Source organism: Kangiella sp. M94 (genome assembly GCF_054926195.1).
The window spans coordinates 110,164-136,893 of record NZ_CM142903.1 but is presented as its reverse complement, the minus strand read 5'-3'; the positions used below and the strand labels follow the sequence as shown (position 1 = coordinate 136,893).

Annotated in this window: 19 protein-coding genes, 7 tRNA genes and 3 rRNA genes; 4 read left to right on the top strand and 25 right to left on the bottom strand. The window is 45.4% G+C overall.

Annotation, left to right across the window (positions count from 1 at the left end; all coding sequences use genetic code 11):
* Positions 1-239 precede the first annotated feature (239 nt).
* The 13 genes from rplA to murB all read right to left on the bottom strand — a co-directional run bounded on the left by rplA (position 240) and on the right by murB (position 7,467).
* Positions 240-935, bottom strand: a complete 696-nt coding sequence (gene rplA / locus ACYTXU_RS00675; protein WP_462207604.1) for a 50S ribosomal protein L1 — start codon at positions 933-935, stop codon at positions 240-242.
* 4 nt (positions 936-939) lie between these two features.
* Entirely contained in the window at positions 940-1,368 is a 429-nt protein-coding gene (rplK, locus tag ACYTXU_RS00670) for a 50S ribosomal protein L11 (RefSeq protein WP_012800361.1), read from the bottom strand.
* Positions 1,369-1,517: 149 nt separating this feature from the next.
* The gene (gene nusG / locus ACYTXU_RS00665; RefSeq protein ID WP_462207601.1) at positions 1,518-2,051 is read right to left on the bottom strand and encodes a transcription termination/antitermination protein NusG; all 534 of its coding nucleotides are present in this window, start codon (positions 2,049-2,051) and stop codon (positions 1,518-1,520) included.
* A gap of 10 nt (positions 2,052-2,061) precedes the next feature.
* Positions 2,062-2,433, bottom strand: coding sequence for a preprotein translocase subunit SecE (gene secE, locus ACYTXU_RS00660; protein ID WP_462207600.1), 372 nt, complete (start codon positions 2,431-2,433; stop codon positions 2,062-2,064).
* Between the two features lie 48 nt (positions 2,434-2,481).
* A tRNA-Trp gene (locus tag ACYTXU_RS00655) sits at positions 2,482-2,557 on the bottom strand.
* A gap of 62 nt (positions 2,558-2,619) precedes the next feature.
* Positions 2,620-3,810 (bottom strand): elongation factor Tu, encoded by a 1,191-nt coding sequence (gene tuf / locus ACYTXU_RS00650; RefSeq protein WP_012800358.1) that lies wholly within the window; start codon positions 3,808-3,810, stop codon positions 2,620-2,622.
* Positions 3,811-3,939: 129 nt separating this feature from the next.
* Positions 3,940-4,015, bottom strand: a tRNA-Thr gene (locus ACYTXU_RS00645).
* 20 nt (positions 4,016-4,035) lie between these two features.
* A tRNA-Gly gene (locus ACYTXU_RS00640) sits at positions 4,036-4,109 on the bottom strand.
* Positions 4,110-4,206: 97 nt separating this feature from the next.
* Positions 4,207-4,290: transfer RNA gene (locus ACYTXU_RS00635), tRNA-Tyr, on the bottom strand.
* Positions 4,291-4,416: 126 nt separating this feature from the next.
* Positions 4,417-4,492 (bottom strand) — tRNA-Thr (locus ACYTXU_RS00630).
* Between the two features lie 96 nt (positions 4,493-4,588).
* Positions 4,589-5,437, bottom strand: coding sequence for a type III pantothenate kinase (locus tag ACYTXU_RS00625; protein WP_462207598.1), 849 nt, complete (start codon positions 5,435-5,437; stop codon positions 4,589-4,591).
* A gap of 18 nt (positions 5,438-5,455) precedes the next feature.
* Positions 5,456-6,433, bottom strand: a complete 978-nt coding sequence (gene birA, locus ACYTXU_RS00620; protein ID WP_462207597.1) for a bifunctional biotin--[acetyl-CoA-carboxylase] ligase/biotin operon repressor BirA — start codon at positions 6,431-6,433, stop codon at positions 5,456-5,458.
* The gene (murB, locus tag ACYTXU_RS00615; RefSeq protein ID WP_462207596.1) at positions 6,430-7,467 is read right to left on the bottom strand and encodes a UDP-N-acetylmuramate dehydrogenase; all 1,038 of its coding nucleotides are present in this window, start codon (positions 7,465-7,467) and stop codon (positions 6,430-6,432) included. The genes birA and murB overlap by 4 nt, the downstream gene beginning before the upstream one ends.
* Positions 7,468-7,656: 189 nt before the next feature.
* Between murB and ACYTXU_RS00610 the strand changes: the two genes are divergently transcribed.
* The gene (locus ACYTXU_RS00610; protein WP_462207594.1) at positions 7,657-8,955 is read left to right on the top strand and encodes a metal-dependent hydrolase family protein; all 1,299 of its coding nucleotides are present in this window, start codon (positions 7,657-7,659) and stop codon (positions 8,953-8,955) included.
* 56 nt (positions 8,956-9,011) lie between these two features.
* Here ACYTXU_RS00610 and ACYTXU_RS00605 read toward each other — a convergent pair whose 3' ends face one another.
* Positions 9,012-9,503, bottom strand: a complete 492-nt coding sequence (locus ACYTXU_RS00605; RefSeq protein ID WP_462207593.1) for a hypothetical protein — start codon at positions 9,501-9,503, stop codon at positions 9,012-9,014.
* Between the two features lie 263 nt (positions 9,504-9,766).
* Between ACYTXU_RS00605 and ACYTXU_RS00600 the strand changes: the two genes are divergently transcribed.
* On the top strand, positions 9,767-11,572 hold the full coding sequence (locus tag ACYTXU_RS00600) for a DEAD/DEAH box helicase (protein ID WP_462207592.1): 1,806 nt from the start codon (positions 9,767-9,769) through the stop codon (positions 11,570-11,572).
* Positions 11,573-11,662: 90 nt separating this feature from the next.
* Here ACYTXU_RS00600 and ACYTXU_RS00595 read toward each other — a convergent pair whose 3' ends face one another.
* From ACYTXU_RS00595 to tyrS, 8 genes are all read right to left on the bottom strand, one after another.
* Complete coding sequence (locus ACYTXU_RS00595; protein WP_462207591.1) at positions 11,663-12,232, bottom strand: hypothetical protein; 570 nt, start codon at positions 12,230-12,232, stop codon at positions 11,663-11,665.
* An 838-nt stretch (positions 12,233-13,070) separates the two neighbouring features.
* Positions 13,071-13,186 (bottom strand): 5S ribosomal RNA (gene rrf, locus ACYTXU_RS00590).
* Between the two features lie 143 nt (positions 13,187-13,329).
* Positions 13,330-16,223, bottom strand: a 23S ribosomal RNA gene (locus ACYTXU_RS00585).
* A 223-nt stretch (positions 16,224-16,446) separates the two neighbouring features.
* A tRNA-Ala gene (locus ACYTXU_RS00580) sits at positions 16,447-16,522 on the bottom strand.
* A gap of 222 nt (positions 16,523-16,744) precedes the next feature.
* Positions 16,745-16,821: transfer RNA gene (locus ACYTXU_RS00575), tRNA-Ile, on the bottom strand.
* A gap of 205 nt (positions 16,822-17,026) precedes the next feature.
* Positions 17,027-18,565 (bottom strand): 16S ribosomal RNA (locus ACYTXU_RS00570).
* Together the 16S, 23S and 5S rRNA genes with 2 tRNA genes alongside form the textbook arrangement of a ribosomal RNA operon.
* 641 nt (positions 18,566-19,206) lie before the next feature.
* Positions 19,207-20,580 carry a S8 family peptidase gene (locus ACYTXU_RS00565; RefSeq protein ID WP_462207589.1) on the bottom strand — a complete coding sequence of 458 codons (1,374 nt, stop codon included), beginning with the start codon at positions 20,578-20,580 and terminating at the stop codon, positions 19,207-19,209.
* Between the two features lie 184 nt (positions 20,581-20,764).
* On the bottom strand, positions 20,765-21,961 hold the full coding sequence (gene tyrS, locus ACYTXU_RS00560) for a tyrosine--tRNA ligase (RefSeq protein WP_462207587.1): 1,197 nt from the start codon (positions 21,959-21,961) through the stop codon (positions 20,765-20,767).
* A 236-nt stretch (positions 21,962-22,197) separates the two neighbouring features.
* Here tyrS and ACYTXU_RS00555 point away from each other — a divergent pair, with 236 nt between their 5' ends.
* On the top strand, positions 22,198-23,745 hold the full coding sequence (locus tag ACYTXU_RS00555) for a peptidoglycan DD-metalloendopeptidase family protein (protein WP_462207586.1): 1,548 nt from the start codon (positions 22,198-22,200) through the stop codon (positions 23,743-23,745).
* A gap of 6 nt (positions 23,746-23,751) precedes the next feature.
* Positions 23,752-24,861, top strand: a complete 1,110-nt coding sequence (locus ACYTXU_RS00550) for an anhydro-N-acetylmuramic acid kinase (RefSeq protein WP_462207584.1) — start codon at positions 23,752-23,754, stop codon at positions 24,859-24,861.
* An 85-nt stretch (positions 24,862-24,946) separates the two neighbouring features.
* Here ACYTXU_RS00550 and erpA read toward each other — a convergent pair whose 3' ends face one another.
* From erpA to ACYTXU_RS00535, 3 genes are all read right to left on the bottom strand, one after another.
* On the bottom strand, positions 24,947-25,273 hold the full coding sequence (erpA, locus tag ACYTXU_RS00545) for an iron-sulfur cluster insertion protein ErpA (RefSeq protein ID WP_462207582.1): 327 nt from the start codon (positions 25,271-25,273) through the stop codon (positions 24,947-24,949).
* A 185-nt stretch (positions 25,274-25,458) separates the two neighbouring features.
* Positions 25,459-25,947: a bactofilin family protein gene (locus ACYTXU_RS00540; protein WP_462207581.1), complete on the bottom strand. Its 489-nt coding sequence runs from the start codon at positions 25,945-25,947 to the stop codon at positions 25,459-25,461.
* On the bottom strand, positions 25,937-26,695 hold the full coding sequence (locus ACYTXU_RS00535) for a DUF6776 family protein (protein WP_462207580.1): 759 nt from the start codon (positions 26,693-26,695) through the stop codon (positions 25,937-25,939). The genes ACYTXU_RS00540 and ACYTXU_RS00535 overlap by 11 nt, the downstream gene beginning before the upstream one ends.
* Positions 26,696-26,730: the final 35 nt, after the last annotated feature.

Sequence of the window (26,730 nt, the reverse complement as noted above, 5' to 3'; positions counted from 1 at the left end):
GTTTTTCGAACCTTTGCTTTCGCTCCGGTCGAGTTTTACGTTTGATAAGGCAAGCCTTATCCTTTGAGTTACGGTGAACGATTCCACTTAAAAAGTTTCATCAAGGTCTCACCGTCTGCGTAGGCAAATATTAAACCAGTTGGTCGTAATCAATATCGATAAGCGATTCACCAGTACCTACGGTCTTTGACGGTTCCCTGAATTGCTTTCACACCCCAGGAAACCCAAAGCCTTTATAATCAGTCTTTAAGCGATAAGCTTGACTGATCGATTGCTAAACCAGGACCCATAGTTGAAGAAAGAGAAATTTTCTTCATATAGGTGCCTTTAGATGAAGCCGGCTTAGCTTTCTTCAATGCGATTAGCAAACTGGTTAAGTTTTCTAGAAGCGCATTGCTTTCAAATGTTACTTTGCCAATTGCAGCGTGAACGATACCGTTTTTATCAGCGCGGTATTGAACCTGACCAGCTTTGGCATTTTTAACTGCAGTTGCGACGTCAGCAGTTACCGTACCCACTTTTGGGTTTGGCATTAAGCCACGAGGACCTAAGATTTGACCTAATTGACCAACCACACGCATTGCGTCTGGGCTAGCAATTACAACGTCAAAGTTTAAGTTACCTTTCTTAACTTCTTCAGCTAAATCTTCCATACCGGCGATATCTGCACCAGCGGCTTTTGCTTCATCCACATTGTTTGTGAATACAGCAACGCGAACATCTTTGCCCGTACCATTTGGAAGAACGGTAGCGCCACGAACAACCTGATCAGATTTACGTGGGTCGATACCAAGATTTATAGCAACTTCAAGACTCTCGTCGAACTTGACAGTAGAAACTTCTTTCAACAACTGAATAGCTTCTTCAGCTGAAAAGACTGTGCGACCAGCAACTTTTTCGTTGATAGCGCGAATACGTTTTGAAATTTTAGCCATTATCTTAACCCTCTACGTCGACGCCCATTGAGCGTGCTGTGCCAGCGATTGTCTTAACAGCTGCATCCATATCCGCAGCAGTTAAATCAGGCTCTTTAGTTGTAGCAATCTCTTCTAACTGAGCGCGAGTAATCTTGCCCACTTTCTTAGTGTTAGGAGTTGCACTACCAGACTTTAAGCCTAATGCTTTTTTAATTAGAACTGACGCTGGAGGAGTTTTAGTAATGAATGTAAAGCTACGATCATTGTAAACAGTGATTACTACCGGAGTAGGGAGACCCTTTTCCAGTTTTTCTGTTTGCGCGTTAAAAGCTTTACAGAATTCCATGATGTTCACACCATGCTGACCCAATGCAGGACCAACTGGCGGACTTGGATTAGCCATACCGGCTGCTACTTGTAGCTTAATATAAGCTTCGACTTTCTTAGCCATGTTTCACCTCTATTTGGGTTCAAGCGCTAGCTTTACTAGCTCCCCTAATTAACAAAAACGTACAAAAATGTGCCTTTTTTACAAAGACAATAAAGCGCTCCCCGTGTTGGTTTCCCAAACAGAGATACGCTAAATTAATTTGTATCTGCCTAGCCTTTCTCGACTTGGCCGAACTCCAATTCTACAGGAGTTGAGCGTCCAAAGATAGAGACAGACACTTGCAAACGGCTTTTCTCATAGTTTACCGACTCTACGACGCCGTTAAAGTCCGCAAACGGACCATCAGTAACCCGAACCATTTCGCCGGGCTCAAACAATACTTTTGGCTTAGGCTTGTCACCACTGTCTTCAATACGATTTAGAATCGCATTGGCTTCTTTCTCACTAATGGGAGCCGGGCGGTCTGATGTACCACCGATGAAACCCATTACGCGAGGTGTATTTCGGACAACCTGCCATGATTCCTCGTCCATTTCCATTTGAACTAAGACATAACCTGGGAAAAACTTGCGCTCACTACGTCTTTTCTGGCCCGCTCTCATTTCTACTACTTCTTCAGTAGGAACCAGAACTTCACCAAACTTGTCTTCCAAACCTGCTAGCTGAATACGCTCTTCCAGCATGGTTTTGACTTTGTTTTCGTAGCCTGAAAAGGCTTGTACAACGTACCAACGTAGTGCCATGCAAGAACCCCTAGCCGATAATCGGACTAATTAAGAAGCTATTTATAAGCCAATCGATCAACGCCAAAAACAGACCTAAAAGGATAACCATAATGATTACCATAATCGTTGTTTTAACAGTCTCATTTGATGTTGGCCAAATAACTTTGCGCAGCTCTGTGCGCGCTTCACGAGCAAACTTCCAAAACGCCTGGCCTTTCGCTGTTGCCATAGCAACCACAATAGCCAGAATCACCGACACTAAAACTATGCCCGTGCGAATTAAAATTGACTCTTCAGACAAATAATTGAAGCCTACAATGCCACCCGCAATCAATGCGAATGCAAAGAACCACTTCAAACCGTCTAATTTAGAACCTGTATTTGTCGCCTGTGCGCTCATGAAATAAACCTTTAGTATCAGCCACTTAACTTTCGCTAAAAGGTAAAGTGGCAGGCCAGGAGGGACTCGAACCCCCAACTTTCGGTTTTGGAGACCGACGCTCTACCAATTGAACTACTGGCCTAAAACTGATTGTCAAAAATTAAGGCAGGGAATTATACCCTGCCTTATTTGAATTGCAATTGATTATTCAAGAATTTTAGCAACAACACCAGCGCCTACTGTACGACCGCCTTCACGGATCGCAAAGCGCAAACCTTCGTCCATCGCAATCGGTGCGATCAACTCTACGTTCATTTTGATGTTATCACCTGGCATAACCATCTCTACGCCTTCTGGTAGTTCACAAGCACCCGTTACGTCAGTTGTACGGAAGTAGAACTGTGGACGATAGCCTTTGAAGAATGGAGTATGACGACCACCTTCTTCTTTCGATAGCACGTATACTTCGGCTTCGAAACGAGTGTGCGGGTTGATAGTGCCAACGTGTGCCAATACCTGACCACGTTCAACTTCATCACGCTTAGTACCACGTAGTAGTACACCTACGTTGTCCCCTGCTTCACCTTGGTCAAGCAATTTACGGAACATCTCAACACCGGTTACCGTTGTTTTAGTCGTATCTTTGATACCAACGATTTCGATTTCTTCACCAACTTTAACCACACCGCTCTCAACACGGCCAGTTACTACCGTACCACGACCTGAGATTGAGAAGACGTCTTCGATTGGCAACAAGAATGGTTTGTCAATCGCACGCTCTGGCTCTGGGATGTAAGTATCAAGCGCTTCACCTAAAGCTACGATAGCTTCTTGGCCTAATGGGCCTTCATCGCCTTCCAACGCTTTCAACGCTGAACCACGGATGATTGGCGTGTCGTCACCTGGGAATTCGTATTGGTCTAGCAATTCACGAACTTCCATCTCAACTAGCTCTAACAACTCTTCGTCGTCTACCATGTCGCATTTGTTCAAGAATACGATGATCTTAGGTACGCCGACCTGACGTGATAACAAGATGTGCTCACGAGTCTGTGGCATCGGGCCGTCTGCAGCTGATACAACCAAAATCGCGCCGTCCATCTGTGCAGCACCGGTGATCATGTTTTTAACATAGTCAGCGTGGCCTGGGCAGTCTACGTGCGCGTAGTGACGAGCTGGAGTTTCGTATTCAACGTGTGATGTTGAAATCGTGATACCACGCTCTTTTTCTTCTGGAGCATTATCGATATCTGCGAAGGCACGAGCGGCACCGCCGTATACTTTTGCCAATACAGTACAGATTGCTGCTGTCAAAGTCGTTTTACCGTGGTCAACGTGGCCAATAGTGCCTACGTTTACGTGCGGTTTGTTACGTTCAAATTTTTCTTTAGCCATTATATAGCCTCCCGGAATATCCGCGTTTTAAGTTCCAATGTTAAAACGGGTGTCTACCGGGTCGTACGTAACTCGTACCTGCACCCTGCACCCTATATGTTTGCCTCGATAAAGCTACCCAGACAAAGCTGGTGCCGATAAGCAGATTTGAACTGCTGACCTCTCCCTTACCAAGGGAGTGCTCTACCTACTGAGCTATATCGGCAAATTGTTTGATACAGTTATTGGAGCGGGTAGCGGGGATCGAACCCGCATCATCAGCTTGGAAGGCTGAGGTTCTACCATTGAACTATACCCGCGCTATATCCACACTGTGATAAAGCATACGAACAATCGTTCGCTACCAGTCAGCCTGACTCAGTTGTCACTGATGGAAATTGCTGACCGGGTGAAAAATGGTGGAGGGGGCTGGATTCGAACCAGCGAAGCTTTCGCGTCAGATTTACAGTCTGATCCCTTTGGCCGCTCGGGAACCCCTCCAGGACTTGAGCAAACATGTCTGCTCAAAAGAGCGCGCATGATGCCAATTTGTTGCAGTAATTGCAAGTAGTAATCTTTACTCTACCTGCTTAATACTAAGGGTTGCAATGCAACCCTTTAGAATAATGGTGCCGGCTGCCGGAATCGAACTGGCGACCTACTGATTACAAGTCAGTTGCTCTACCTACTGAGCTAAGCCGGCTTAATCATCATGCCTGGGGCATGTCATTAAGTGGCGGGAATTTTAGCTACCTCATTTTGGTTTGGCAATGCTTTTTTATGATTTTTTTCAAATTGCCTATGAATTGGCTTTATCTGCCGTTTTTTTAGCCGAATTATTGATAAACCAGTAGAAAAGTCCCTGTAAAACCAGATCTTTTTTGTAGTTGAGGTACTTTTTGAAATCTGGATTGAGCAAACTGATTAATTGTTCTGCATCACCGCCTGTCACAATTACAGTTTCCAGTTGAAACTGGTGGCATAATTTGTCTATCAAGTGTTCTAAATAAGCGACACTGGCATACAATGCCCCCTGCTCGATTGCCTGCTGCGTATTAGTAGCCAGCCATTCACTATCAGGTTGCGCCTCTCGATTGTGTTGTGCGCTCCAGGCAATGCGCCCCGTATCCCCCAGCAAGCTCGAGGTCATTAACTTCTGGCCTGGAATAATATGACCGCCCAGGTGCTGACCATTGCTATCAACTACATCTAAGGTGATAGCCGTTCCAGCATCGATAGTGGCAAACCCCATTGGCATTATTTCACAAGCTGCAATCATGGCCAGCCAACGATCAATACCTAGCGCTTCAGCAACTTTATAACTATTGACTAATACGCCACCCTGTTGGCTTTGATATTCCGATGAAGATTGAGGTAAATGGGGGCTTATCCCGAATACTTGCTCACAATAGCCTTGTAGCAGCTTCCAGACGTCCTCGTTTGCGACACAGCTAATGGCAATGGCTTCAACCTTTGCGCTAAACTCTTGAATCACAGTTGCTTTAATGGCATTAAGCTCTGCCAACCAATGAGCTTCTGCAAAGCCTTGATTACTCCATTGCCCCGAAGCTTGCCAGTTGATACCAGACACCTCATTGGTAAGCGCCCACTTACTACGAGAATTACCTATATCAATTAGTAAAATCATTCCTGGTAAACTCCTTCGCTAAGCTCTGAAACGCAAGCTAACTTCACCGGCATAGATTGGAACCAGCCCCTGCCCCGTTTGCAACAACAATGCTCCGGTGGCATCCACTCCTGCACCAATACCTTTCAACTCCTGCTTTTGCTGCAAAATACTGACCTTTTGACCAAAGCATTCATCAACCTCTTTCCATGACTCTTGGAATGCCGCAAAACCCTTTTGCTCAAAGAGATCTAGTGCTTGATTTAATTCAACAATCGTCTTCGCTAAAACCTGCTGACGACTGACATCAGGAGCTAGATCATTAACATTCATCCACTCTTGCTCGATAGATTGAGCCAGCGTGCTTCCCATCTGCATATTTAAACCAACGCCAATAACCACCTGCAAAGCGCCTGCCACATCGCCAGACAACTCTATCAAAATGCCGCCCAGTTTTTTTCTCTGGAAGCGAATATCGTTTGGCCACTTGAGCTGTACGCCTTCAATGCCCAAGCGACCTAACGCCTTAATGATCGCCAGGCCAACTACCAGACTTAAACCGCCTAATTGCTGTACTGGCATCTGGGTTTGCCAGCCAACAGACCAATAAAGGTTGCTGGCTAACGGCGACACCCATTGTCGGCCACGCCGACCGCGACCCGCTGATTGATGTTCAGCAGCAAGTACTTTTTTATGACAAAAGCCCGCACCTTTTAATTGTTCATTGGTTGAGTCGGTTAATAACAGAACATCACACTGCCAATCAGACATGCCCTCATTTGCCATTGCTTGCTGTAAACTTTCTGCTTCCAGCAACTCAAGCGGCTTGAGCAGTCGATAGCCCTTGCGCGTAACCGACTCGAATTCAAGCCCTAAGGATTCTAACTGCTGCATTAACTTCCACACATAAGCACGACTCACCGACAGCTCATCCGCCAATTTCTGACCTGAATGAAAGTCACCATCCTTTAGCAAGGATATCAGTTGTCTTAACTGTTGATCGCGATGTTCTGTCATGATGAAAATATCTTCTGCTCGCCAACAATCCACACTTCGGGCTCTAACTTAACCCCAAATAGCTCCAGGACCTTATCTCGCACCTGCTTTGCAACCTGCAAAATATCCTGTCCGCTTGCATGCCCATAATTGACCAGAACCAAAGCCTGCTTTTCATGCACCCCGGCATCACCCTTGCGATACCCCTTTAAGCCAGCCTTTTCGATTAACCAGCCTGCGGCGATTTTATAGTGTCCAGAGCCTACCGGGTAAGCGACCAATTCTGGAAAAGCATCCAGTAATGTCTGATATTGCTCTTCGGTTACGACGGGATTTTTGAAGAAAGAACCGGCATTACCAAGCTGAGTGGGATCGGGCAATTTACTTTGCCGGATAGCTATCACGGCATTGCTGACCTGTTTTGCGGTGACCACAGGTTCATCGGCGAATAATTGCTTTAAGGGACCATACTCAATATTTGGTTGAAGCTTCTTACTTAACCGCAAGGTCACCTGCGTGATAACAAAATGCCCTCTCAATTCTTTCTTAAAAATACTGTCGCGGTAACCAAATTGGCAGTCTTCTACCGCAAACTCTTTAAGCTTGCCTGTCGCTAACTCAATCGCGCGCAAACTGACAAACAAGTCTTGTAGCTCAACCCCATAAGCTCCAATGTTCTGAATCGGGGCTGCACCAACATTGCCGGGAATCAAGGACAAATTCTCTAGACCTGTGTAGCCTTGATCTAAACTATCCAATACCAGCTGGTGCCAATTAACTCCGGCGCCAGCCGTTACCAACACAACATGGTCATTTTCTTGCTCACAGTACTCTATTCCCTGAATGTTAGCCTGTAAAAAGGTCAGCGGAATGTGCCCTAGCAATAACAGGTTGCTACCGCCACCAAGAATAAACAACGAATCAAGCGCAGGCTTTTCTGCTTTAAGCCAATTTTGAATAGACTGCTCATCATTAAAGCTGATTAGCTCATCACAAGTAGCCTCAACGCCAAAGGTATTAAAAGGCTTCAATGAAGCAGGAACGGAGTTAACCAAGGAATATTGCCTGTTCTGATTAGAATTTAAGTTGTCTGCATTGTACCAAAAGCTGTTTGAAATACTATTCTCCTGAATTTGCCTCTGTCACAGTTAGTTACAGTTTTTTGTAGACGCCTTCCTCACCCCAGATTGCACTCTGCTTTGAATTAAGGTATTCCTGTATCCACTAACTGAATGGGGACTAGTATGAATATCACTAAGACTACTCTGGCGATAGCCACTTTGATTGCATCCACCGCCATGAGCCCAGGCTTTGCAAAGGATGGAGCAGCTAAGTCGACCTGGTTGCATTGTGGCAGCCTGATTGACACTCAAGCAGGCGAGGTATTAGGTGAGCACTTTATCCAGGTTACTGGTAATAAAGTTTCAGAAGTGACCACCAACAAACCTGCAACCAATTCATTTATCGACCTGAGCAATAAAACCTGCTTGCCGGGTTTGATGGATATGCATGTTCACCTTGATGGTGAAATGAGCCCTACTGCTTATGTTGAAGGCTTCACCCTGAACCCAGCCGATCTGGCCTTCCGCGCACAAGAGTATGGCATGCGTACCTTACTCGCAGGATTTACCACCGTGCGTAATCCAGGTGACAGCTATAATGTTACTATTTCTTTGCGCAATGCCATCAATCAAGGCTGGGTTGACGGACCTCGTATTTATTCAGCGGGGAAATCGCTAGCTTCGACCGGTGGCCATGCCGACCCCACCAACGGTGTTAATGCGAAGCTGATGGGCGATCCAGGCCCTAAAGAAGGTGTAGTCAACAGCGTGGAAGATGCTAAAAAGGCAGTCCGTCAACGTTACAAGGAAGGCGCCGACTTTATTAAAGTTACCGCAACAGGTGGCGTACTCAGTTTGGCCAAGAGCGGTCAGAACCCTCAGTTTACAGTGGTAGAGTTGAAGTCCATTATTGATACCGCCAAAGATTACGGTATGCATGTCGCAGCCCATGCGCATGGTAAAGAAGGCATGCTCCGCGCGATTGAAGCAGGCATTACCAGCATCGAACATGGCACCTACATGGATAAAGAAGTTATGCGGGCCATGAAAAAGAATGGTACTTATTATGTGCCAACTGTCATTGCCGGTAAGTTTGTCGCCGAAAAAGCTGAAATCGAGGGGTACTTCCCCGAAATCGTTCGTCCAAAAGCGCGTGCGGTAGGACCTTTGATCCAGAACACTTTTGGTGAAGCCTATGACTATGGAGTCAAGATTGCTTTTGGTACAGACAGTGGTGTTTCAGCACATGGCGATAATGGCAAAGAATTTGAATATATGGTTGAAGCAGGCATGCCGGCCATGGCAGCTATCCAAAGCGCCACAGTAACCTCTGCAGAATTGCTGGGTAATGACCAAATTGGAGTAATTGCTAAAGGAAAATTAGCCGATATTATCGCGGTGGAAGGTAATCCAGCAGAGGACATTAAACTATTGCAGAATGTCTCATTTGTCATGAAAGACGGTAAAATTTATAAACAATAGCTGATGTATAAGAAAAGCTGAGAAATACAATCAGCTTTTCTTATACTCTGAGTAATTTAAAGAGTAATAATGTAGGTATTTTGCTCATTGACCGTCTCAACTTCTTGGACGAGGCTTTTATTTTTGTCGAATACTGTGGCGGTATTTGCAATCGAGTAATCAAAATAGAGTTTCCGGTACACTCTTTCCTCGTCTATACGCGGGGTTAAAAACTTGATATTAATTTCCTTTGAGTTACGCGAAACAATCTCATAAAAAGAGGTTTTTGCACCAACCTTGTGTAAATTACCGCTTAGCACATAGTGTAGATTAAACTCGCCATTTGACAACGTCTCGGTACTTTTGTGTAGCTTCCAACCGGCTTTGCGCATCTCCTCTTCATAACGAGCAGCTTTAGAATCAACCTCCTCTTTAGTCGTGAACTCCCAGTCAGGCATTACAATAATTGCCATTGTTATATCGCCATTCTTTTGTATGCGTAACATTTCATCTTGCGACCAGCAGCCACTTAACACCAAGAACAGTAAAGCAATCCCCAGATACCTCATAAGCACTCCCCATGTTTCGTTTTTTTTAAAGAATGTCAGATTGTGCCAATTAAAGCAATCTCATTTAATCGTTTGACCTGGCTGCGATAGCACTAACACCTGCCTTAAATTTTGTGTATAATCGCCCCCGTTAAGCAAGTGGTCAGTTCAGTACATCCTTTCTACGATTATTCCGCGATTGTTGTATCTTTTGAAATTGGGTTTTCAGTTGGCCTACGCTTATTCGAGCAAATTCGCTCTTCATGTTTTTATAGGTAACACTGATGACACAAGATCAAACCATTTCCAGTTTTGACGAACTGGGACTTTCGCCTGCTGTATTAAAATCTATTAAGCAAGTTGGCTACGAGCAACCTTCACCAATTCAAAGCGCGAGCATACCAGTCCTTATGTCTGGTAAAGACATTATCGGCCAGGCACAAACTGGTACCGGTAAAACGGCGGCTTTTGCTTTACCGATGCTTTCCAAGCTTGATGCTAAAGATAATAAAACTCAATTACTGGTACTAGCCCCTACTCGGGAGCTTGCGATTCAGGTTGCTGAAGCTTGCCAAACTTACGCCAAAAACATGCCAGGTCTAAACGTACTTCCTATTTATGGTGGTCAGAAATACGACATACAGTTACGCCAACTTAAGCGTGGCGCCCAAATCGTTGTCGGTACACCTGGCCGTGTTATGGATCATATTCGCCGCGGCACGCTAAAACTAGACAATCTCAAAGCTCTGGTATTGGATGAAGCCGACGAGATGTTACGCATGGGCTTTATTGATGATGTTGAGTGGGTATTAGGTCATACTCCTCCGACTCGCCAAATCGCCCTATTCTCCGCCACCATGCCAAAAGAAATTAAGAAGGTTGCCGAGAAGTATTTAGACAATCCCGAGCATATTAAAATTCAGACCAAAACCAGTACCGCAACGACTATTAACCAACGCTATTGGTTAGTCAGTGGTATACATAAGCTGGATGCCTTAACTCGCGTTCTTGAAACTGAAGAATTCGACGGCATGATTATTTTCGTGCGTACCAAAATTGCGACCACTGAACTTGCCGACAAATTAACGGCACGCGGTTTTAGAGCAGAACCTTTAAATGGCGATATTGCTCAGACCACCCGTGAACGCATCGTAGAAAAGTTAAAAAAAGGTCAAATAGACATTCTTATCGCAACCGATGTTGCAGCACGTGGACTTGATGTAGAACGTATCAGCCATGTTGTTAACTATGACATTCCTTACGACACCGAATCTTATGTTCACCGTATTGGTCGTACAGGCCGTGCAGGTCGCAGTGGTAATGCCATCTTATTTGTAGCCCATCGCGAACGCCGCATGTTGAAAGCTATTGAGCGTGCAACTAACCAACCGATTACTGAAATGCAAATGCCAAGCATTGATAATATCAATGAGCAACGCATGAGCCGCTTTGAGCGCAACGTTATAAACACAATCGAAAATGCTGATCTAAGTTTCTTCAAGCAGTTTGTCCATAAGCTTGAAGAAAAAACGGATACTGATCCTCAAACCATTGCAGCAGCACTTGCTAAAATGGCGGGTGGCGATGAACTAATTCTTAAAGAACTTCCAAAACCAAAGAAAGAGCGAAGCGAAAGAGCTGATAGACCTGAAAGAAGCGATAGACGTGATCGCAAAGGCCGTGATGAGGGCTCTAAGCGTGGTAGCGACAGAAGTTTTTCACCTTACGCACAACCGCTTAAAGCACACCCAGACATTGAAATGGAACGCTTTAAAATTGAAGCTGGCCACAGCCACAATGTCAAAGTCAGCAACATCGTCGGCGCCATCGCCAATGAAGCTGAGATAGATAGTGAATATATTGGCCGCATCGATATTTTTGATGAATTCACCACGGTAGATCTACCAGCAGGCATGCCCAAAGAAGTCTTACAGATTCTCAGTAAAGCTTATGTAGCCGGAAGACCTATGAACCTAACCGTCATAGGTGATCAAAAAGCCAGTAAAGGCGACAGTCAGAAATATAAAGGAAAGGGCAAAGATAAAGGCAAACCTAGAGCTAAAAGTGATAAGCCAAAATTCAAAAAGTAAGTAAAAAAAAAGGCCTCTACTGAGGCCTTTTTTTATCCCTCACAGCTAATTGTGCTATCCATGACATAGCCTTTCTAGTACCTCTATTCTTTATATATCCTTAGGCCAAAGCCAGCAAAATGTCGAGGCAACCACAACCGCGTAAATAATAGCATCCATCAAATACTTACTTGTTACAGACCAAGGATGACCAAACCAGATGCTATAAGGTATAGATGCCCATCCAAAGCAAATAAATCCAGCAACAAATAAAAGTCGGAAAATATCCCCAGTTGGTGCACCTGCAACCATCCCAATTGAGCCAATATACCCAATTAAAAGGCTACCAATAACAAAAAATAAAAGTTGCTGTATTAGTAACTTACCCATTGGAGGCAACCCATTTTGAATGATCGTAACAATCGCAACTGGGCCGTCTTTAAATCGTTGCTGTACTTTTGGGTCTTCCATTTCCTTGAAGTCAGCACAGTGTGGCAATGTATAAAATCCAACTTTCGACTTCCCTTCCGCTATTGCTTTTGCAATGTCATCTTCATTATTCAATTTTTGGTAATCAGAATTATGATACTTAATAAGCATATGGATTAATGCGCTAGCAATCCACGCAAATAAACCACTCAGTAATATTGGTAACCACAAGTCAGCAATAGATATAGCCATACCACTCTCCTCAATAACCCCACGAGTTCATTTAAATATAACACGATATCTACAGTTAGGGCTTATTCGCAACATGGAATAGCTATTTCATTTGGAATTACCGAAAAGGATCCCCTCCACCATTGCAATCAGGGCAGTCGGTCAGCTACAACTACTTGGGATGGTGGAAGTTTCGATAATACCCCACTCCAGGGATGCGGAGGTAGAGCAACACAGGAGGAGTTCAGCGGATCAGGTTCAGCTAAAGGTAACAGGTAATCCATTGCATTGCCTCGTCACAAGACATTACTTCATCACTTTATGTACGACTGCATGGGCGCAGGAGGTAGAGCAATGCAGGAGCTATTGCCGAGGAGCAATAGTCTGCCTCTACTCGTATCATCCTTGATACTCGCCTCTTCGAGGCCGCCCTTCGGGCTTTCAAATTTGCCTGGAGCAAATTTGTCACACGACCGCCAGGGATGGTGGAAGTGCCAGAAACGCAGGGAGCAGTTTCTGGTCGACAGGATACACTTCCATATACTCTCTTTCTTGCAGGCAATAAAAAACCCCGACCTTGCGGACGGGGTTTTTGATTAAGCGCTTGGCGATGATACCTAAAGGTATTCCCTCCAGCCTGGTAAAGCAAGGCTGTCGGTCGCCTACGACCACCAAGGATGGTGGGAGTGCAAGAAAAGCAAGGAGCAGTTTCTGGTCAGGGAGCAAGCTTAAAAATGAGACGTTATTTGCAATATACGTGCATATCACCAGCACCTTGTCCTATTGATGTAAAAAAGATTATCTCAACCCTATAACAAAAAAGCCCTAGCATTGCTGCTAGGGCTTTTTCATTATAAGCGCTTGGCGATGACCTACTCTCACATGGGGAAGCCCCACACTACCATCGGCGATGAGTCGTTTCACTTCTGAGTTCGGGATGGGATCAGGTGGTTCCAACTCTCTATTGTCGCCAAGCATAAAACGTTGAGTATTTATGCTTGCTACAAGTCTTTCAATTTGGCAGAAGTAGTATTCAATTCGTATGCAGTATTCACCATATCCGGTGTTAATAATTGTTTCTAAGTTGGTGCCTACATAACAAACCACTTGGGTGTTATATAGTCAAGTCTCTCGAGCAATTAGTATCAGTTAGCTTAACGTCTCGCAACGCTTCCACACCTGACCTATCAACGTCGTAGTCTACAACGGCTCTTCAGGAGACTTAAAGTCTCAGGGAGATCTCATCTTGAGGGGGGCTTCCCGCTTAGATGCTTTCAGCGGTTATCCTGTCCGAACATAGCTACCCGGCAATGCCACTGGCGTGACAACCGGAACACCAGAGGTTCGTCCACTCCGGTCCTCTCGTACTAGGAGCAGCTCCTCTCAAATCTCCAACGCCCACGGCAGATAGGGACCGAACTGTCTCACGACGTTCTGAACCCAGCTCGCGTACCTCTTTAAATGGCGAACAGCCATACCCTTGGGACCGGCTACAGCCCCAGGATGAGATGAGCCGACATCGAGGTGCCAAACACTACCGTCGATATGAACTCTTGGGTAGTATCAGCCTGTTATCCCCGGAGTACCTTTTATCCGTTGAGCGATGGCCCTTCCATACAGAACCACCGGATCACTATGACCTACTTTCGTACCTGCTCGACGTGTCAGTCTCGCAGTTAAGCTGGCTTGTGCCATTACACTAACCTCATGATTTCCGACCATGATTAGCCAACCTTCGTGCTCCTCCGTTACTCTTTGGGAGGAGACCGCCCCAGTCAAACTACCCACCACACACTGTCCTCGATCCGGATAACGGACCTGAGTTAGAACTCAAAACATACCAGGCTGGTATTTCAAGGGCGACTCCACACACACTGGCGTGCATGCTTCAAAGTCTCCCAGCTATCCTACACAAGCAGGTTCTAAGTCCAGTGTGAAGCTGTAGTAAAGGTTCACGGGGTCTTTCCGTCTAGCCGCGGGTACACAGCATCTTCACTGCGATTTCAATTTCACTGAGTCTCGGGTGGAGACAGTGTGGCCGTCGTTACGCCATTCGTGCAGGTCGGAACTTACCCGACAAGGAATTTCGCTACCTTAGGACCGTTATAGTTACGGCCGCCGTTTACCGGGGCTTCGATCAAGAGCTTCTTCCGAAGAATAACCCCATCAATTAACCTTCCGGCACCGGGCAGGCGTCACACCCTATACGTCCACTTTCGTGTTTGCAGAGTGCTGTGTTTTTGATAAACAGTCGCAGCCACCTGGTATCTTCGACCGGTCTCAGCTCAAGGAGCAAGTCCTATCACCAAAACCGGCGCACCTTCTCCCGAAGTTACGGTGCCATTTTGCCTAGTTCCTTCACCCGAGTTCTCTCAAGCGCCTTAGTATTCTCTACCTGACCACCAGTGTTGGTTTGGGGTACGATCGGTGTATATCTGAAGTTTAGAAGATTTTCCTGGAAGCCTGGCATCAACCACTTCAGTCCCGTGGGACTTCGTCATCAGCTCTCGGCCTTAAAGGGACCCGGATTTTCCTAAGTCCCAAGCCTACCACCTTAAACGCGGACAACCGTCGCCGCGCTGGCCTAGCCTTCTCCGTCTCTCCATCACAATATACACCGGTACAGGAATATTAACCTGTTTCCCATCGACTACGCATCTCTGCCTCGCCTTAGGGGTCGACTCACCCTGCTCCGATTAACGTCGAACAGGAACCCTTGGTCTTCCGGCGTGCGGGTTTTTCACCCGCATTAACGTTACTCATGTCAGCATTCGCACTTCTGATACCTCCAGCAACCTTCTCAAGTCACCTTCAACGGCTTACAGAACGCTCCTCTACCAATATACTAAAAGTATATTCCGCAGCTTCGGTGTATCGCTTAGCCCCGTTACATCTTCCGCGCAGGCCGACTCGACTAGTGAGCTATTACGCTTTCTTTAAAGGGTGGCTGCTTCTAAGCCAACCTCCTAGCTGTCTAAGCCTTCCCACATCGTTTCCCACTTAGCGATAACTTTGGGACCTTAGCTGGCGGTCTGGGTTGTTTCCCTTTCCACGACGGACGTTAGCACCCGCCGTGTGTCTCCCACGCTGTACTCCTAGGTATTCGGAGTTTGCATCGGGTTGGTAAGTCGGGATGACCCCCTAGCCGAAACAGTGCTCTACCCCCTAGGGTAATACGTGAGGCTCTACCTAAATAGATTTCGAGGAGAACCAGCTATCTCCCGGTTTGATTAGCCTTTCACTCCGATCCACAGTTCATCCCCTCATTTTGCAACATAAGTGGGTTCGGTCCTCCAGTTGGTGTTACCCAACCTTCAACCTGACCATGGATAGATCACCGGGTTTCGGGTCTACCTCCAGCAACTGAGCGCCCTATTAAGACTCGGTTTCCCTACGGCTCCCCTATTCGGTTAACCTCGCTACTGAAGAGTAAGTCGCTGACCCATTATACAAAAGGTACGCAGTCACACGACTAAATCGTGCTTCCACTGCTTGTAAGCATGCGGTTTCAGGGTCTATTTCACTCCCCTCACTGGGGTTCTTTTCGCCTTTCCCTCACGGTACTGGTTCACTATCGGTCGACAGAGAGTATTTAGCCTTGGAGGATGGTCCCCCCATGTTCAGTCAAGATAACACGTGTCCCGACCTACTCGTTTTCACTTCCAATTCGCTTTCGTGTACGGGGCTATCACCCTGTATCGCCAGACTTTCCAGACTGTTCCACTAACTCATTAGAAGCTTAAGGGCTAATCCGCGTTCGCTCGCCGCTACTAACGGAATCTCGGTTGATTTCTGTTCCTACGGGTACTTAGATGTTTCAGTTCCCCGCGTTCGCCTCAATAACCTATGTATTCAGTTATTGATAACCAGCTTATACTGGCTGGGTTTCCCCATTCGGAAATCCTCGGATATAACGTTTGTTGTCAACTCCCCGAGGCTTATCGCAGACTACCACGTCCTTCATCGCCTTCTGTCGCCTAGGCATCCACCGCATGCTCTTAGTCACTTGACTATATAACCCCAAATAGTTTGAGATCACATAATGCAAACAACCTAGTTATTACTTCGATATCTATCCGACTTATGATAAATATCGCTAACATGATGAATACAAATTTGCTTACAAATTTTTTTACTAGCTTCTACCAAATTGTTAAAGAACTTGTTCTGGCCATAAATACCCAGATGAATAAGTCTACTCATTCATCTTGATACTTCTAACCCTTGATCGGAAATGGTGGAGCTAAGCGGGATCGAACCGCTGACCTCCTGCGTGCAAGGCAGGCGCTCTCCCAGCTGAGCTATAGCCCCATTTTAACTTGGTGTTTTACTACCTGGCTGTGTTGCTACTCCTCACGCTTTCAGTCATTACCCTGAGGTAACTCCTTCAATTGTTCGTCGCGAGCCTTGCCAGCTAACAAAACATCTGCGTTAAACCTTACTAATAAAGGTTTTTTGATTTCTACGAGGCCGTTGCGACGGAAGCTTATTACCAATAAGCGACAGAGCAATAAACGATGTAGAAAGCAAAAATGGTAGGTCTGGGCAGACTTGAACTGCCGACCTCACCCTTATCAGGGGTGCGCTCTAACCAGCTGAGCTACAGACCTATTATTTATAGTAGGTTGTGCTCAACGCTGGTCGGCATGCCGACCTCACCGCTCTTACCCTAAAGCAAGGGGTGTTCTGTAACCTGCTGAGCTACAGACCTATTATCTGTCTTGTTACAGACACTTATGGTCTGCACAACCGATCAAGTTTCTTGGATAAGACAATTTGTGTGAACACTTATGAGATTTACGTAATCTTAGTCTGTAAGGAGGTGATCCAGCCGCAGGTTCCCCTACGGCTACCTTGTTACGACTTCACCCCAGTCATTGACCACACCGTGGTAACCGCCCAATGTTAAGCTAGCTACTTCTGGTGCAAACAACTCCCATGGTGTGACGGGCGGTGTGTACAAGGCCCGGGAACGTATTCACCGTGGCATTCTGATCCACGATTACTAGCGATTCCGACTTCATGTTCTCGAGTTGCAGAGAACAATCCGGACTACGAACAGCTTTGTGAGATTAGCTCCCCCTCGCGGGTTGGCAACCCTCTGTACTGCCCATTGTAGCACGTGTGTAGCCCAGGTCGTAAGGGCCATGATGACTTGACGTCGTCCCCACCTTCCTCCGGTTTGTCACCGGCAGTCTCCTTAGAGTTCTCAACTTAATGTTAGCAACTAAGGACAAGGGTTGCGCTCGTTACGGGACTTAACCCAACATCTCACGACACGAGCTGACGACAGCCATGCAGCACCTGTCTCAGAGTTCCCGAAGGCACCAATCCATCTCTGGAAAGTTCTCTGGATGTCAAGACCTGGTAAGGTTCTTCGCGTTGCATCGAATTAAACCACATGCTCCACCGCTTGTGCGGGCCCCCGTCAATTCATTTGAGTTTTAACCTTGCGGCCGTACTCCCCAGGCGGTCTATTTATCGCGTTAGCTGCGCCACTAAGTATTTTAATATACCCAACAGCTAATAGACATCGTTTACGGCGTGGACTACCAGGGTATCTAATCCTGTTCGCTACCCACGCTTTCGCACCTCAGCGTCAGTATCAGCCCAGGGGGTCGCCTTCGCCACTGATGTTCCTCCAGATCTCTACGCATTTCACCGCTACACCTGGAATTCCACCCCCCTCTTCTGTACTCTAGACGACCAGTCTCAAATGCAGTTCCCAGGTTGAGCCCGGGGCTTTCACATCTGACTTAATCATCCGCCTACGCGCGCTTTACGCCCAGTAATTCCGATTAACGCTTGCACCCTCCGTATTACCGCGGCTGCTGGCACGGAGTTAGCCGGTGCTTCTTCTATAGGTAACGTCAATCTCAATGGGTATTAACCATTAAGCCTTCCTCCCTATTGAAAGTGCTTTACAACCCGAAGGCCTTCTTCACACACGCGGTATTGCTGGATCAGGCTTGCGCCCATTGTCCAATATTCCCCACTGCTGCCTCCCGTAGGAGTCTGGGCCGTGTCTCAGTCCCAGTGTGGCTGATCATCCTCTCAGACCAGCTACAGATCGTCGCCTTGGTAGGCCATTACCCCACCAACAAGCTAATCTGACGCAGGCTCATCGAATAGTGAGAGCGTTCAAGAAGAGGCCCTCTTTACACCGAAGTGCACATGCGGTATTAATCCGGATTTCTCCGGGCTATCCCCCGCTACTCGGTAGATTCCTACGTGTTACTCACCCGTCCGCCACTCGTCATCAAAAAAGCAAGCTTTTTCATGTTACCGTTCGACTTGCATGTGTTAAGCATACCGCCAGCGTTCAATCTGAGCCATGATCAAACTCTTCAGTTTAAGTTTTCTTGAAGGCCGAAACCTTCGGTATATCTTGACTCGACGAATCACCAACTTTGAATTACATCTTTGTCCTATAAATAGAACGAATTGTCTTTCAGGGTGTTGGTCACTCAATCGATAAATGGATTACATCATCGACATAAGTGCCCACACAAATTGTCTTATCTATCTGTTAAAGAACGTCTTGACGAAGAACTTGCTCCGCTCAAGTGGGCGCACATTATATATCGCCCTAACCTCCTGTCAACTGCTTTTGATAATCTTTTTTAACTTTCTGTTAAACAAACAATTATCAACCATTTCTCTCCCTGGAAATGCCTCCGAGTTTCCTCAGAGCCGGCGCGCATTATAGTGCGCCTCAACTTCCTGTCAACACCTTTTCAAAAACATTTTTTTAACACCTTTGAAACCGCCCTTCCTGGACTTCTTCCCAAGCACTTATGCCTCGAAAGTGGTGCGCATTATAAGCACCCTTTTCCACTTCGCAAGCACTTTTTGAAAGTTTTTTTAAATTTATTTCTAACCGCTCATTTTGCAATCAAAATGCCTATAAATCAGACTGTTATCGTCTATTTTTAATACAAACATTAAAAAAGGCCACCGCAGTGACCTTTTTACTATAACGTTACGATTAAATATTAGTAACCAGAAGACGCTCGACCATGTCCAGTTTCATCATCTTTGCCGGGTTGATTAATATCTTCTGAACGCTTGATTAACTCTCGTTCAACTTCAACAGGCGACATGCTACCACCATTTTCACTGATAATTAAAGCCGCAATACCAGCAACATGCGGTGATGCCATGCTGGTTCCGGCATTCCAACCCCAACCACCTGGTGTGGTACTTAAGACCATGTCATATACGTAACAAGTAAATCCTGGCAAAACAGGACCGTTACAGGGTGCATTGCCATAGGTAAAGAAGAGATCGTAGTTTCCGCCGGGCCCCGCTATATCAATCCCGTTTTTCCCATAGTTTGAGTAACTGGCCATAACATCAAGATTAGCAGAAGTATCTAAACCCCAACCGACTGGTCCTAATGAAGAAACAGAGATCACGTGATTACCCTCTGCAGGGAAGGCTTTTAATGTTGCATCATGATTAAGATCGCGACCATCATTACCAGCAGCAGCGATAATTACACTACCTTTCTTATTCACATAATGTGTCACACGATTTAGGGCAGTAAATAAATCTGCACAGTCTTTGGCAGGTTGATGCACACCATCGAAAGTACAGTTACGCGGAATATCAGCTCCCAGACTCATATTAATGACATCAGCATCAATATCAGCGGCATAAACCATACCTTGAAAAATTGATGAGAATGGGCCACTACCAGATACTCCCGACAATACCTTAACCGTTACAATTTCCGCTTCAGGCGCCACTCCGATGGTACCAAATGCATTGTCGGCCGCAGCAATCGTTCCTGCAACGTGCGTTCCATGAGAACCTGCAGGGCTGTTATAAGCTTCTCCATTTATAAAGGAAGTACTAAGAGCTGTATTCAGGTTAGGAGCTAAATCCGGATGAGTCGACATAATGCCACTATCTAATACCGCAACTCTCACACCTTGACCTTTAACACCGGCTTGCCAAGCTTCTGGTGCATTGACTGCATCATGTCCCCACTGCAGATCAAAGTAGAAATCGTCATTTCCAGAAGCTGGCGGATTGATTGATAGCTCTCCAAAACTAATCTCAGGTAACGTTTGCTCAGAAGGAGTCACGTATTGAAGGTTGAGATCAGAGAAAGTTGTTTGAATCTTTGCGTTACTACTTAAGCGCTCACGAATGTCTCCATTGTCACTATCAATCATCAACATGCCTACTTGTGGCAACTGAGCGGTTACCGTTGCACCTTGCGCTTCAATCTCCTGAATAAGCGATGTATCTATCTTGTTGCCTTTGGTTAAGACAATATAGGATTCTGCTAGTAAAGTTGAAGGTAGCGTTAGAGTGGCGCCAAGAAGAGCCAGGCTAGATAGTTTAAACTTGTTTTTCATTAATTGTTCTCCAGTATTATTATTTCCATAATTCCGTGTTGCCCCATGCAACTGAGCTAGCCTATAAAATACTGGAATTTAATTGAATACTTTTTATGCCATTTTCAGGGCGCTAAATACAAAAAAGCCCGCCAGGGGCGAGCTTCTTGTAAAGGAGTCTGACGAAAGCCAGAAGAAACGTGAACTACTTCAAAGTTACATAGGCAATCTTCTTTTTACCTGCCTGAATAAGATATTTACCCGGTTTAAGCATTAATGATGGCTCAACCACTTCCCAGTCAACTTTAACACGTCCATTTTTAAGCATGTCTTTAGCCTGAGCTGAGTTACTCGCTAATCCGGCACGGTTAATGGTTGCGCCAATAGGGAAATGTTCTGCACCCTCCATATCAACCTCAACTTCTGGCGTTCCTTCAGGCACTTCGCCTTCTTTAATAATATTGCCGGCTGCTTTATGTGCATTGTCCGCAGCGTCTTTGTCATGGAAGCGCTCAATGATTTCTTTTGCCAGCTCAATTTTAATGTCTCGCGGATTAGCGCCCTGCTCAACTTGCTGCTTGAGCTCATCAATTTCTGGCAATGGACGGAAAGAAAGCAGTTCAAAGTAACGCCACATCATACTGTCTGGAATAGATAGCAGTTTCTGGTACATGACACCTGGCGCTTCTGTGATCCCCACATAATTACCGAGCGACTTGGACATTTTCTGCACGCCATCCAAACCTTCTAATAAAGGCATCATTAATACAGTTTGCGGACGTTGACCATAATGCTTTTGTAACTCACGCCCCATCAGCAGGTTAAATCTCTGATCGGTACCACCCAACTCTACATCAGACTCCAATGCGACTGAATCGTAGCCTTGAACAAGAGGATATAGAAACTCATGAATTGCAATCGGCTGTTCATTTCCATAGCGCTTTTTGAAATCATCACGCTCCAGCATACGTGCCACGGTACTATGTGATGCGAGCTTGATCATGCCTGCAGCACCCAGCTTCTCACACCACTCAGAATTGAATGCGATGGTGGTTTTTGCTGGATCGAGTATTTTGAATACCTGTTCTTTATAGGTTTCGGCGTTAGCAAGCACGTCTTCCCGAGTTAGCGGTTTCCGCGTAGCGTTCTTACCGGTCGGATCACCGATCATGCCGGTAAAATCACCGATCAGGAAAATAACCTCATGTCCGAATTGCTGGAATTGACGCAATTTATTGATCAAAACCGTATGCCCCAAATGCAAATCAGGCGCGGTCGGGTCAAAGCCAGCCTTGATTTTCAATGGCTTACCCGATTTGAGTTTCTTAAGTAATTCGTCTTCTAACAGGATTTCTTCGGCGCCTCGCTTAATTTCTGCGAAAGCCGCTTGAACATCAGTCATTGTCTCGTATTTCCTCTATTTACATTGGGCACAAAGATACACGAAAACCTCAAGGATGCAACGAATTTGCACTTCTAGAAGCGCCGCGACACAGTTCACAAAATATCGTCTTTTTCACACTTTTCGATCTTGAAACGAAAAAACGGCCCGTTTTTATCATTTTACATTGACCAAAACACCTATTATGGTTAAGGTTATTGCGCAAAATATGTTCAACCAACTTCTTAAGTAACGTGATGATTAACCGAGATTACAAAGGCTTTAATAAAAGCAAACCACTCTTTGCGCGTAAAAAAACGCGTCGAAAGGGCGTTTTGCTATTTTCTGCCACGTTTATCGCTCTTTTAGCAGTGACCAGCTTCATAAAGATGACTCCAGGAGAAGAGTCAGAGCAAAAAAACCAGCAAGATACTGAAATCCTTCAATTAAACCTTTCACCGGACGAAACCCAAACCAGCTTATCATCAGATCTAATGACTGATGAAGGTCTGCCTATGGAAAATCAACCTATCGAGGATGACGCTTCAGAAAAGCTATCCCTGACTGAAATCGCATTAAAAGCAAGCCGTGAAAGCGCCGCCTATAAACAAGAAATTGTAGAAGAAGTTGTTGAACCAGAACCACAAGAACCGCAAATTCAATGGGAAAGTCTTACCGTCGAAAATGGTGATAGCCTGGCTAAAATTTTCAAGCGCAAAGGCTATAGCGCATCTGACTTACACTATATGATGCTGAGCGATGAGAAAATCGATATTCTTAAGAAAATTCGTCCAGGCCATACGTTAGAGTTTGCTGCTAACGACGACAGCAGCTTTCTTGGTCTTCGCTATCCATACAGCGTTAGCGAAACCTTGCAAGTCACTAAATTAGCAGACAAAGAATTCGACGTTGCCATCGACGAAAAAGAAATTGAATTTAAAACTCGTTTTGCAACCGCCACAATTACCAGCAGTTTTTACATGGCAGGTAAAGAGGCTGGCCTGCCCGACGGCGTGATTATGGAATTGGCTGGTGTATTTGAATACGACATCGACTTTGCCTTAGAAATTCGCAAAGACGATAGCTTCTCGGTACTTTATGAAGAAAAATTTATTGATGGCGAAAAAGTTGGTTATGGCAACATCCTGTCTGCCGAGTTCACCAACCAGGGCGACTCCTTTGCTGCCGTTCGCTACACTGACTTAAATGATCGCACCGCATATTACACACCCGAAGGTAAAGCACTACGCAAGTCGTTCCTTCGTGCACCGTTACAGTTTAACTACGTCAGCTCTAACTTTAATCCAAAGCGCTTCCACCCTATTCAGAAACGTGTCAAACCACACCGTGGGGTTGATTATCGAGCGCCAATTGGTACACCAGTTCGCGCAGCTGGAGATGGTCGTGTAATCAACTCGGCTTACAATAAATACAATGGTAACTATGTTTTCATTAAACACGGCAATAACATTACCACCAAATATTTGCACTTCTCTAAGCGCGCCGTAAATTCTGGCGAACGAGTTAAGCAGGGACAAATCATTGGCTATGTTGGTTCAACCGGCATGTCACAAGCACCGCACCTGCATTATGAGTTTGTAGTAAACGGAGTTCACCGTAATCCTAGAACAGTAAAATTGCCTCACGCAGCCCCTGTTCCGAAAAACGAAATGGAGCGCTTCAGAGAGCAAAGCAAACCTTTAATCGCACAGCTTGAAACTGAACGTACTACTTATTTCGCACGTTTAAACGAGCCAAGCGCAAGTAACAACGACAGAAACAATAACAGCAAGCTGCAAAAGTAAATCTAAATGGCCTATTATATTGGCTTGATGTCGGGTACCAGCGTTGATGCAATCGACGCGGTACTTTGCAACATCGACAGCTCTTCCTCAAACCCTATCCAGCTGATACATAGCAAGACCCTATCTTTTCCCAACGTCATCCAGCAACAGATCCACTCAATCAGTAATGCTGAATACACGCACGATCCGATAGAGGAAATGGCGTTGCTGGATCGCGAATTGGGAGAGCTATTTGCTGAAGCCGTAGATGAACTGCTCAAAGATAGTGAGTATTCGAAGAATGACATTACGGCCATAGGCAGTCATGGACAGACCATTCGTCACAGGCCTGATGCCTATCATCCTTTCACCATCCAGATTGGCAATCCGCACAGCATTGCAGCACGAACTGGCATCACTACCGTTGCCGACTTTCGTACTCGTGACATGGTTTATGGCGGCCAGGGCGCGCCTCTTGTTCCAGCATTTCATCAAGCAATTTTGCATAATCCGCAACAAGACCGAGTGGTTGTTAACTTAGGTGGGATAGCTAATATCACTTATTTACCGGCTCAGGGCAAAGAGGTTGTGGGCTATGATACAGGACCAGCCAACACCTTGATGGATCAGTGGATTGCACTGCATCAGAATAAAAGTTATGACCACAATGGCCAATGGGCTCAGCAAGGCAGTGTGTTACCTGAACTATTGAAAGCGTTTAAAGAAGACCCTTATTTTGCAAAGCCGTACCCCAAAAGCACTGGCCGCGAACACTTCAACCTGGGGTGGCTCAAACAATATTCAATTGACCCGTTCAGCCCCCAAGATATTCAGGCAACTTTGTTGGAATTAACCACGCAGACTGTTAGTGAAGCAATACAACAACATACACATAACGGGACTGTCATCTTGTGTGGTGGCGGTGCTTATAACCCTGTATTACAGCAAAGTCTTAAGGAACACCTGAAGGGCTTTGAGATTAAAACGTCACAAGACTTTGGTATTGCGCCTGACTGGATTGAAGCCATGGCCTTTGCCTGGCTGGCACACCGTTGCCTCAATAACCTATCAGGCAACCTTCCCGCAGTCACCGGTGCTCATCAAGAAACTATCCTTGGCAGCATTTACCCAGCTTAACCAAAGCAAAGCCTTACACCCGGACACAAAAAATGCCAATGGTGCTAGACCATTGGCATTTCAATCTTTAACCTTTATTTTTGGCTTATATTGAGAATGATGAACCGCAACCACAGGTTGTTTTTGCCTGTGGATTGCTAATGATGAAGCGAGAGCCTTGCAAGCCTTCGGTGTAGTCGACTTCAGAGCCCATCAAATATTGAAAGCTTAGCGCATCGATCACAATTTTAACGCCATCCTGCTCAATCGCCATGTCGTTATCATTCTGCTTTTCATCGAAAGTAAAGCCATACTGAAAGCCTGAACAACCACCGCCTGTCACAAAGACACGTAATTTTAGCTGATCGTTCTGCTCTTCATCGATCAATTGCTTAACTTTACGACTTGCAGCTTCTGTTACTGTAATTGACATTCAATTTTACCTAAACACATTAATAACTCTATTATACCCGAATATGGGGGGTTAACTTCAAGATCTCAAGAGAATAGTAGATATACTAGATAAAAGAAATTGAGAACCCATAAAAAAGACGCCTTCCGAAGGATAGACGTCTCAATTTTACATAACAGCCGCCCTACTCGAACCAGGCGTTACAATCAGGCTCTTACAGCGCTATTATCATCCGACTGCATGGTCTCATCTTTAGACTTTTTATCATCCGATTGCTCCTTGCTGACTTTCGCCTCTGAAACGACTTCGCTGCGATCAGGCTTATGCTCAAGTGCATGCGGTTGACCAACATTAACCATTTTACCATTGACGGTAGCACCAGCATTCATTTCAATTATTTTATAGTATAAGTCGCCGTTCACTTTTGCCCCGGGTTTTAACTGGACTTTTTGCGACACACGCACATCGCCATCCACTTGACCGAAAATAATGACGAAGGGTGCTTCAATATTACCTTCAACTCTACCATGAACGCCCACCGATAAAACGGACTGCTCTTGATTAGTACCATGAATATCACCTTCTATCACTCCATCGACAAACAAAGCGCCCTCAAAAGTCAGGTCACCTTTGATGCTGGTTCCTTCTGCTATCAGTGTATCTACATTATGTGATTTACTTTTATTACCCCACATTCTCGTTCTCTACCTCATTCTCATTCGGAATTTGCTGTTGTAAAACAACTTGCCATGGAAAATCCTGCAATATAGTTTCACCACCACGACCAGAAGATGTTGCTTGAACCCGAACCAGCTCAGGTTCAAAACCTTCCGGAATATTAAATGTTCCTCTATGGCTTGAAACATAGCGGAACTTGAATTGAGTCTCTTGCTGAGAAAGCGCTTCTAGCTCCTGCAAACTGTAACTTTTTTCTTTGCCGTTTTCTTTACCTACCAACAGAATTTTGAACGAACCAGAAACATCTCTTTGCTGTTGACCCGCTTGAATCAACATTAATCTAAAATTAAATTGATTCGCGTTCCCTGCAACAGATTCCCATATAAAGCTAGCGATTTGCAAGCCACTTTCTACAGCATTGGGATCGAATATACGTAAAAAAGCCTGTTTTTCTTTTTCCAGATTATGAATCTGAGTATTTAGCTTTTGTATGTCTTTTTTCAGCGCAGCCGTAACCTGATGTTCAACTTGATATTGTTGCTGCCAATGAATCTTGCTGTTATTTGCCTCTTCCAGCTGTGTTCGTATATTAACGAGGCGCTCATTAGCAGAGCCAAAGCTCCGATATTGGCGCTCACTAAGCCAGTAACCAAGAGCTAAAGCACCCAATAACAGAATAAGGATGATAGTCGCCCAAACCCAATACCAACTGGTTGTGCGACGTTTACGGATAATATAATCAGGCTGATGGGAATCTTTAGTCATAAATCGTTGAAATCGTTTGTTCTTAAGGCTGCATT

Excerpts from the sequence above, each read along its gene's own strand:
- ACYTXU_RS00595 (WP_462207591.1), bottom strand. The coding sequence starts at position 12,232 with ATGGCTATATCTATTGCTGACTTGTGGTTACCAATATTACTGAGTGGT.
- ACYTXU_RS00625 (WP_462207598.1), bottom strand. The coding sequence starts at position 5,437 with ATGATTTTACTAATTGATATAGGTAATTCTCGTAGTAAGTGGGCGCTT.
- rplK (WP_012800361.1), bottom strand. The coding sequence starts at position 1,368 with ATGGCTAAGAAAGTCGAAGCTTATATTAAGCTACAAGTAGCAGCCGGT.
- ACYTXU_RS00610 (WP_462207594.1), top strand. The coding sequence starts at position 7,657 with ATGAATATCACTAAGACTACTCTGGCGATAGCCACTTTGATTGCATCC.
- tyrS (WP_462207587.1), bottom strand. The coding sequence starts at position 21,961 with ATGACTGATGTTCAAGCGGCTTTCGCAGAAATTAAGCGAGGCGCCGAA.
- ACYTXU_RS00540 (WP_462207581.1), bottom strand. The coding sequence starts at position 25,947 with ATGTGGGGTAATAAAAGTAAATCACATAATGTAGATACACTGATAGCA.
- ACYTXU_RS00535 (WP_462207580.1), bottom strand. The coding sequence starts at position 26,695 with ATGACTAAAGATTCCCATCAGCCTGATTATATTATCCGTAAACGTCGC.
- tuf (WP_012800358.1), bottom strand. The coding sequence starts at position 3,810 with ATGGCTAAAGAAAAATTTGAACGTAACAAACCGCACGTAAACGTAGGC.
- nusG (WP_462207601.1), bottom strand. The coding sequence starts at position 2,051 with ATGGCACTACGTTGGTACGTTGTACAAGCCTTTTCAGGCTACGAAAAC.
- rplA (WP_462207604.1), bottom strand. The coding sequence starts at position 935 with ATGGCTAAAATTTCAAAACGTATTCGCGCTATCAACGAAAAAGTTGCT.
- ACYTXU_RS00565 (WP_462207589.1), bottom strand. The coding sequence starts at position 20,580 with ATGAAAAACAAGTTTAAACTATCTAGCCTGGCTCTTCTTGGCGCCACT.
- ACYTXU_RS00605 (WP_462207593.1), bottom strand. The coding sequence starts at position 9,503 with ATGAGGTATCTGGGGATTGCTTTACTGTTCTTGGTGTTAAGTGGCTGC.
- secE (WP_462207600.1), bottom strand. The coding sequence starts at position 2,433 with ATGAGCGCACAGGCGACAAATACAGGTTCTAAATTAGACGGTTTGAAG.
- erpA (WP_462207582.1), bottom strand. The coding sequence starts at position 25,273 with ATGTCAATTACAGTAACAGAAGCTGCAAGTCGTAAAGTTAAGCAATTG.
- ACYTXU_RS00555 (WP_462207586.1), top strand. The coding sequence starts at position 22,198 with ATGATTAACCGAGATTACAAAGGCTTTAATAAAAGCAAACCACTCTTT.
- birA (WP_462207597.1), bottom strand. The coding sequence starts at position 6,433 with ATGACAGAACATCGCGATCAACAGTTAAGACAACTGATATCCTTGCTA.
- ACYTXU_RS00550 (WP_462207584.1), top strand. The coding sequence starts at position 23,752 with ATGGCCTATTATATTGGCTTGATGTCGGGTACCAGCGTTGATGCAATC.
- ACYTXU_RS00600 (WP_462207592.1), top strand. The coding sequence starts at position 9,767 with ATGACACAAGATCAAACCATTTCCAGTTTTGACGAACTGGGACTTTCG.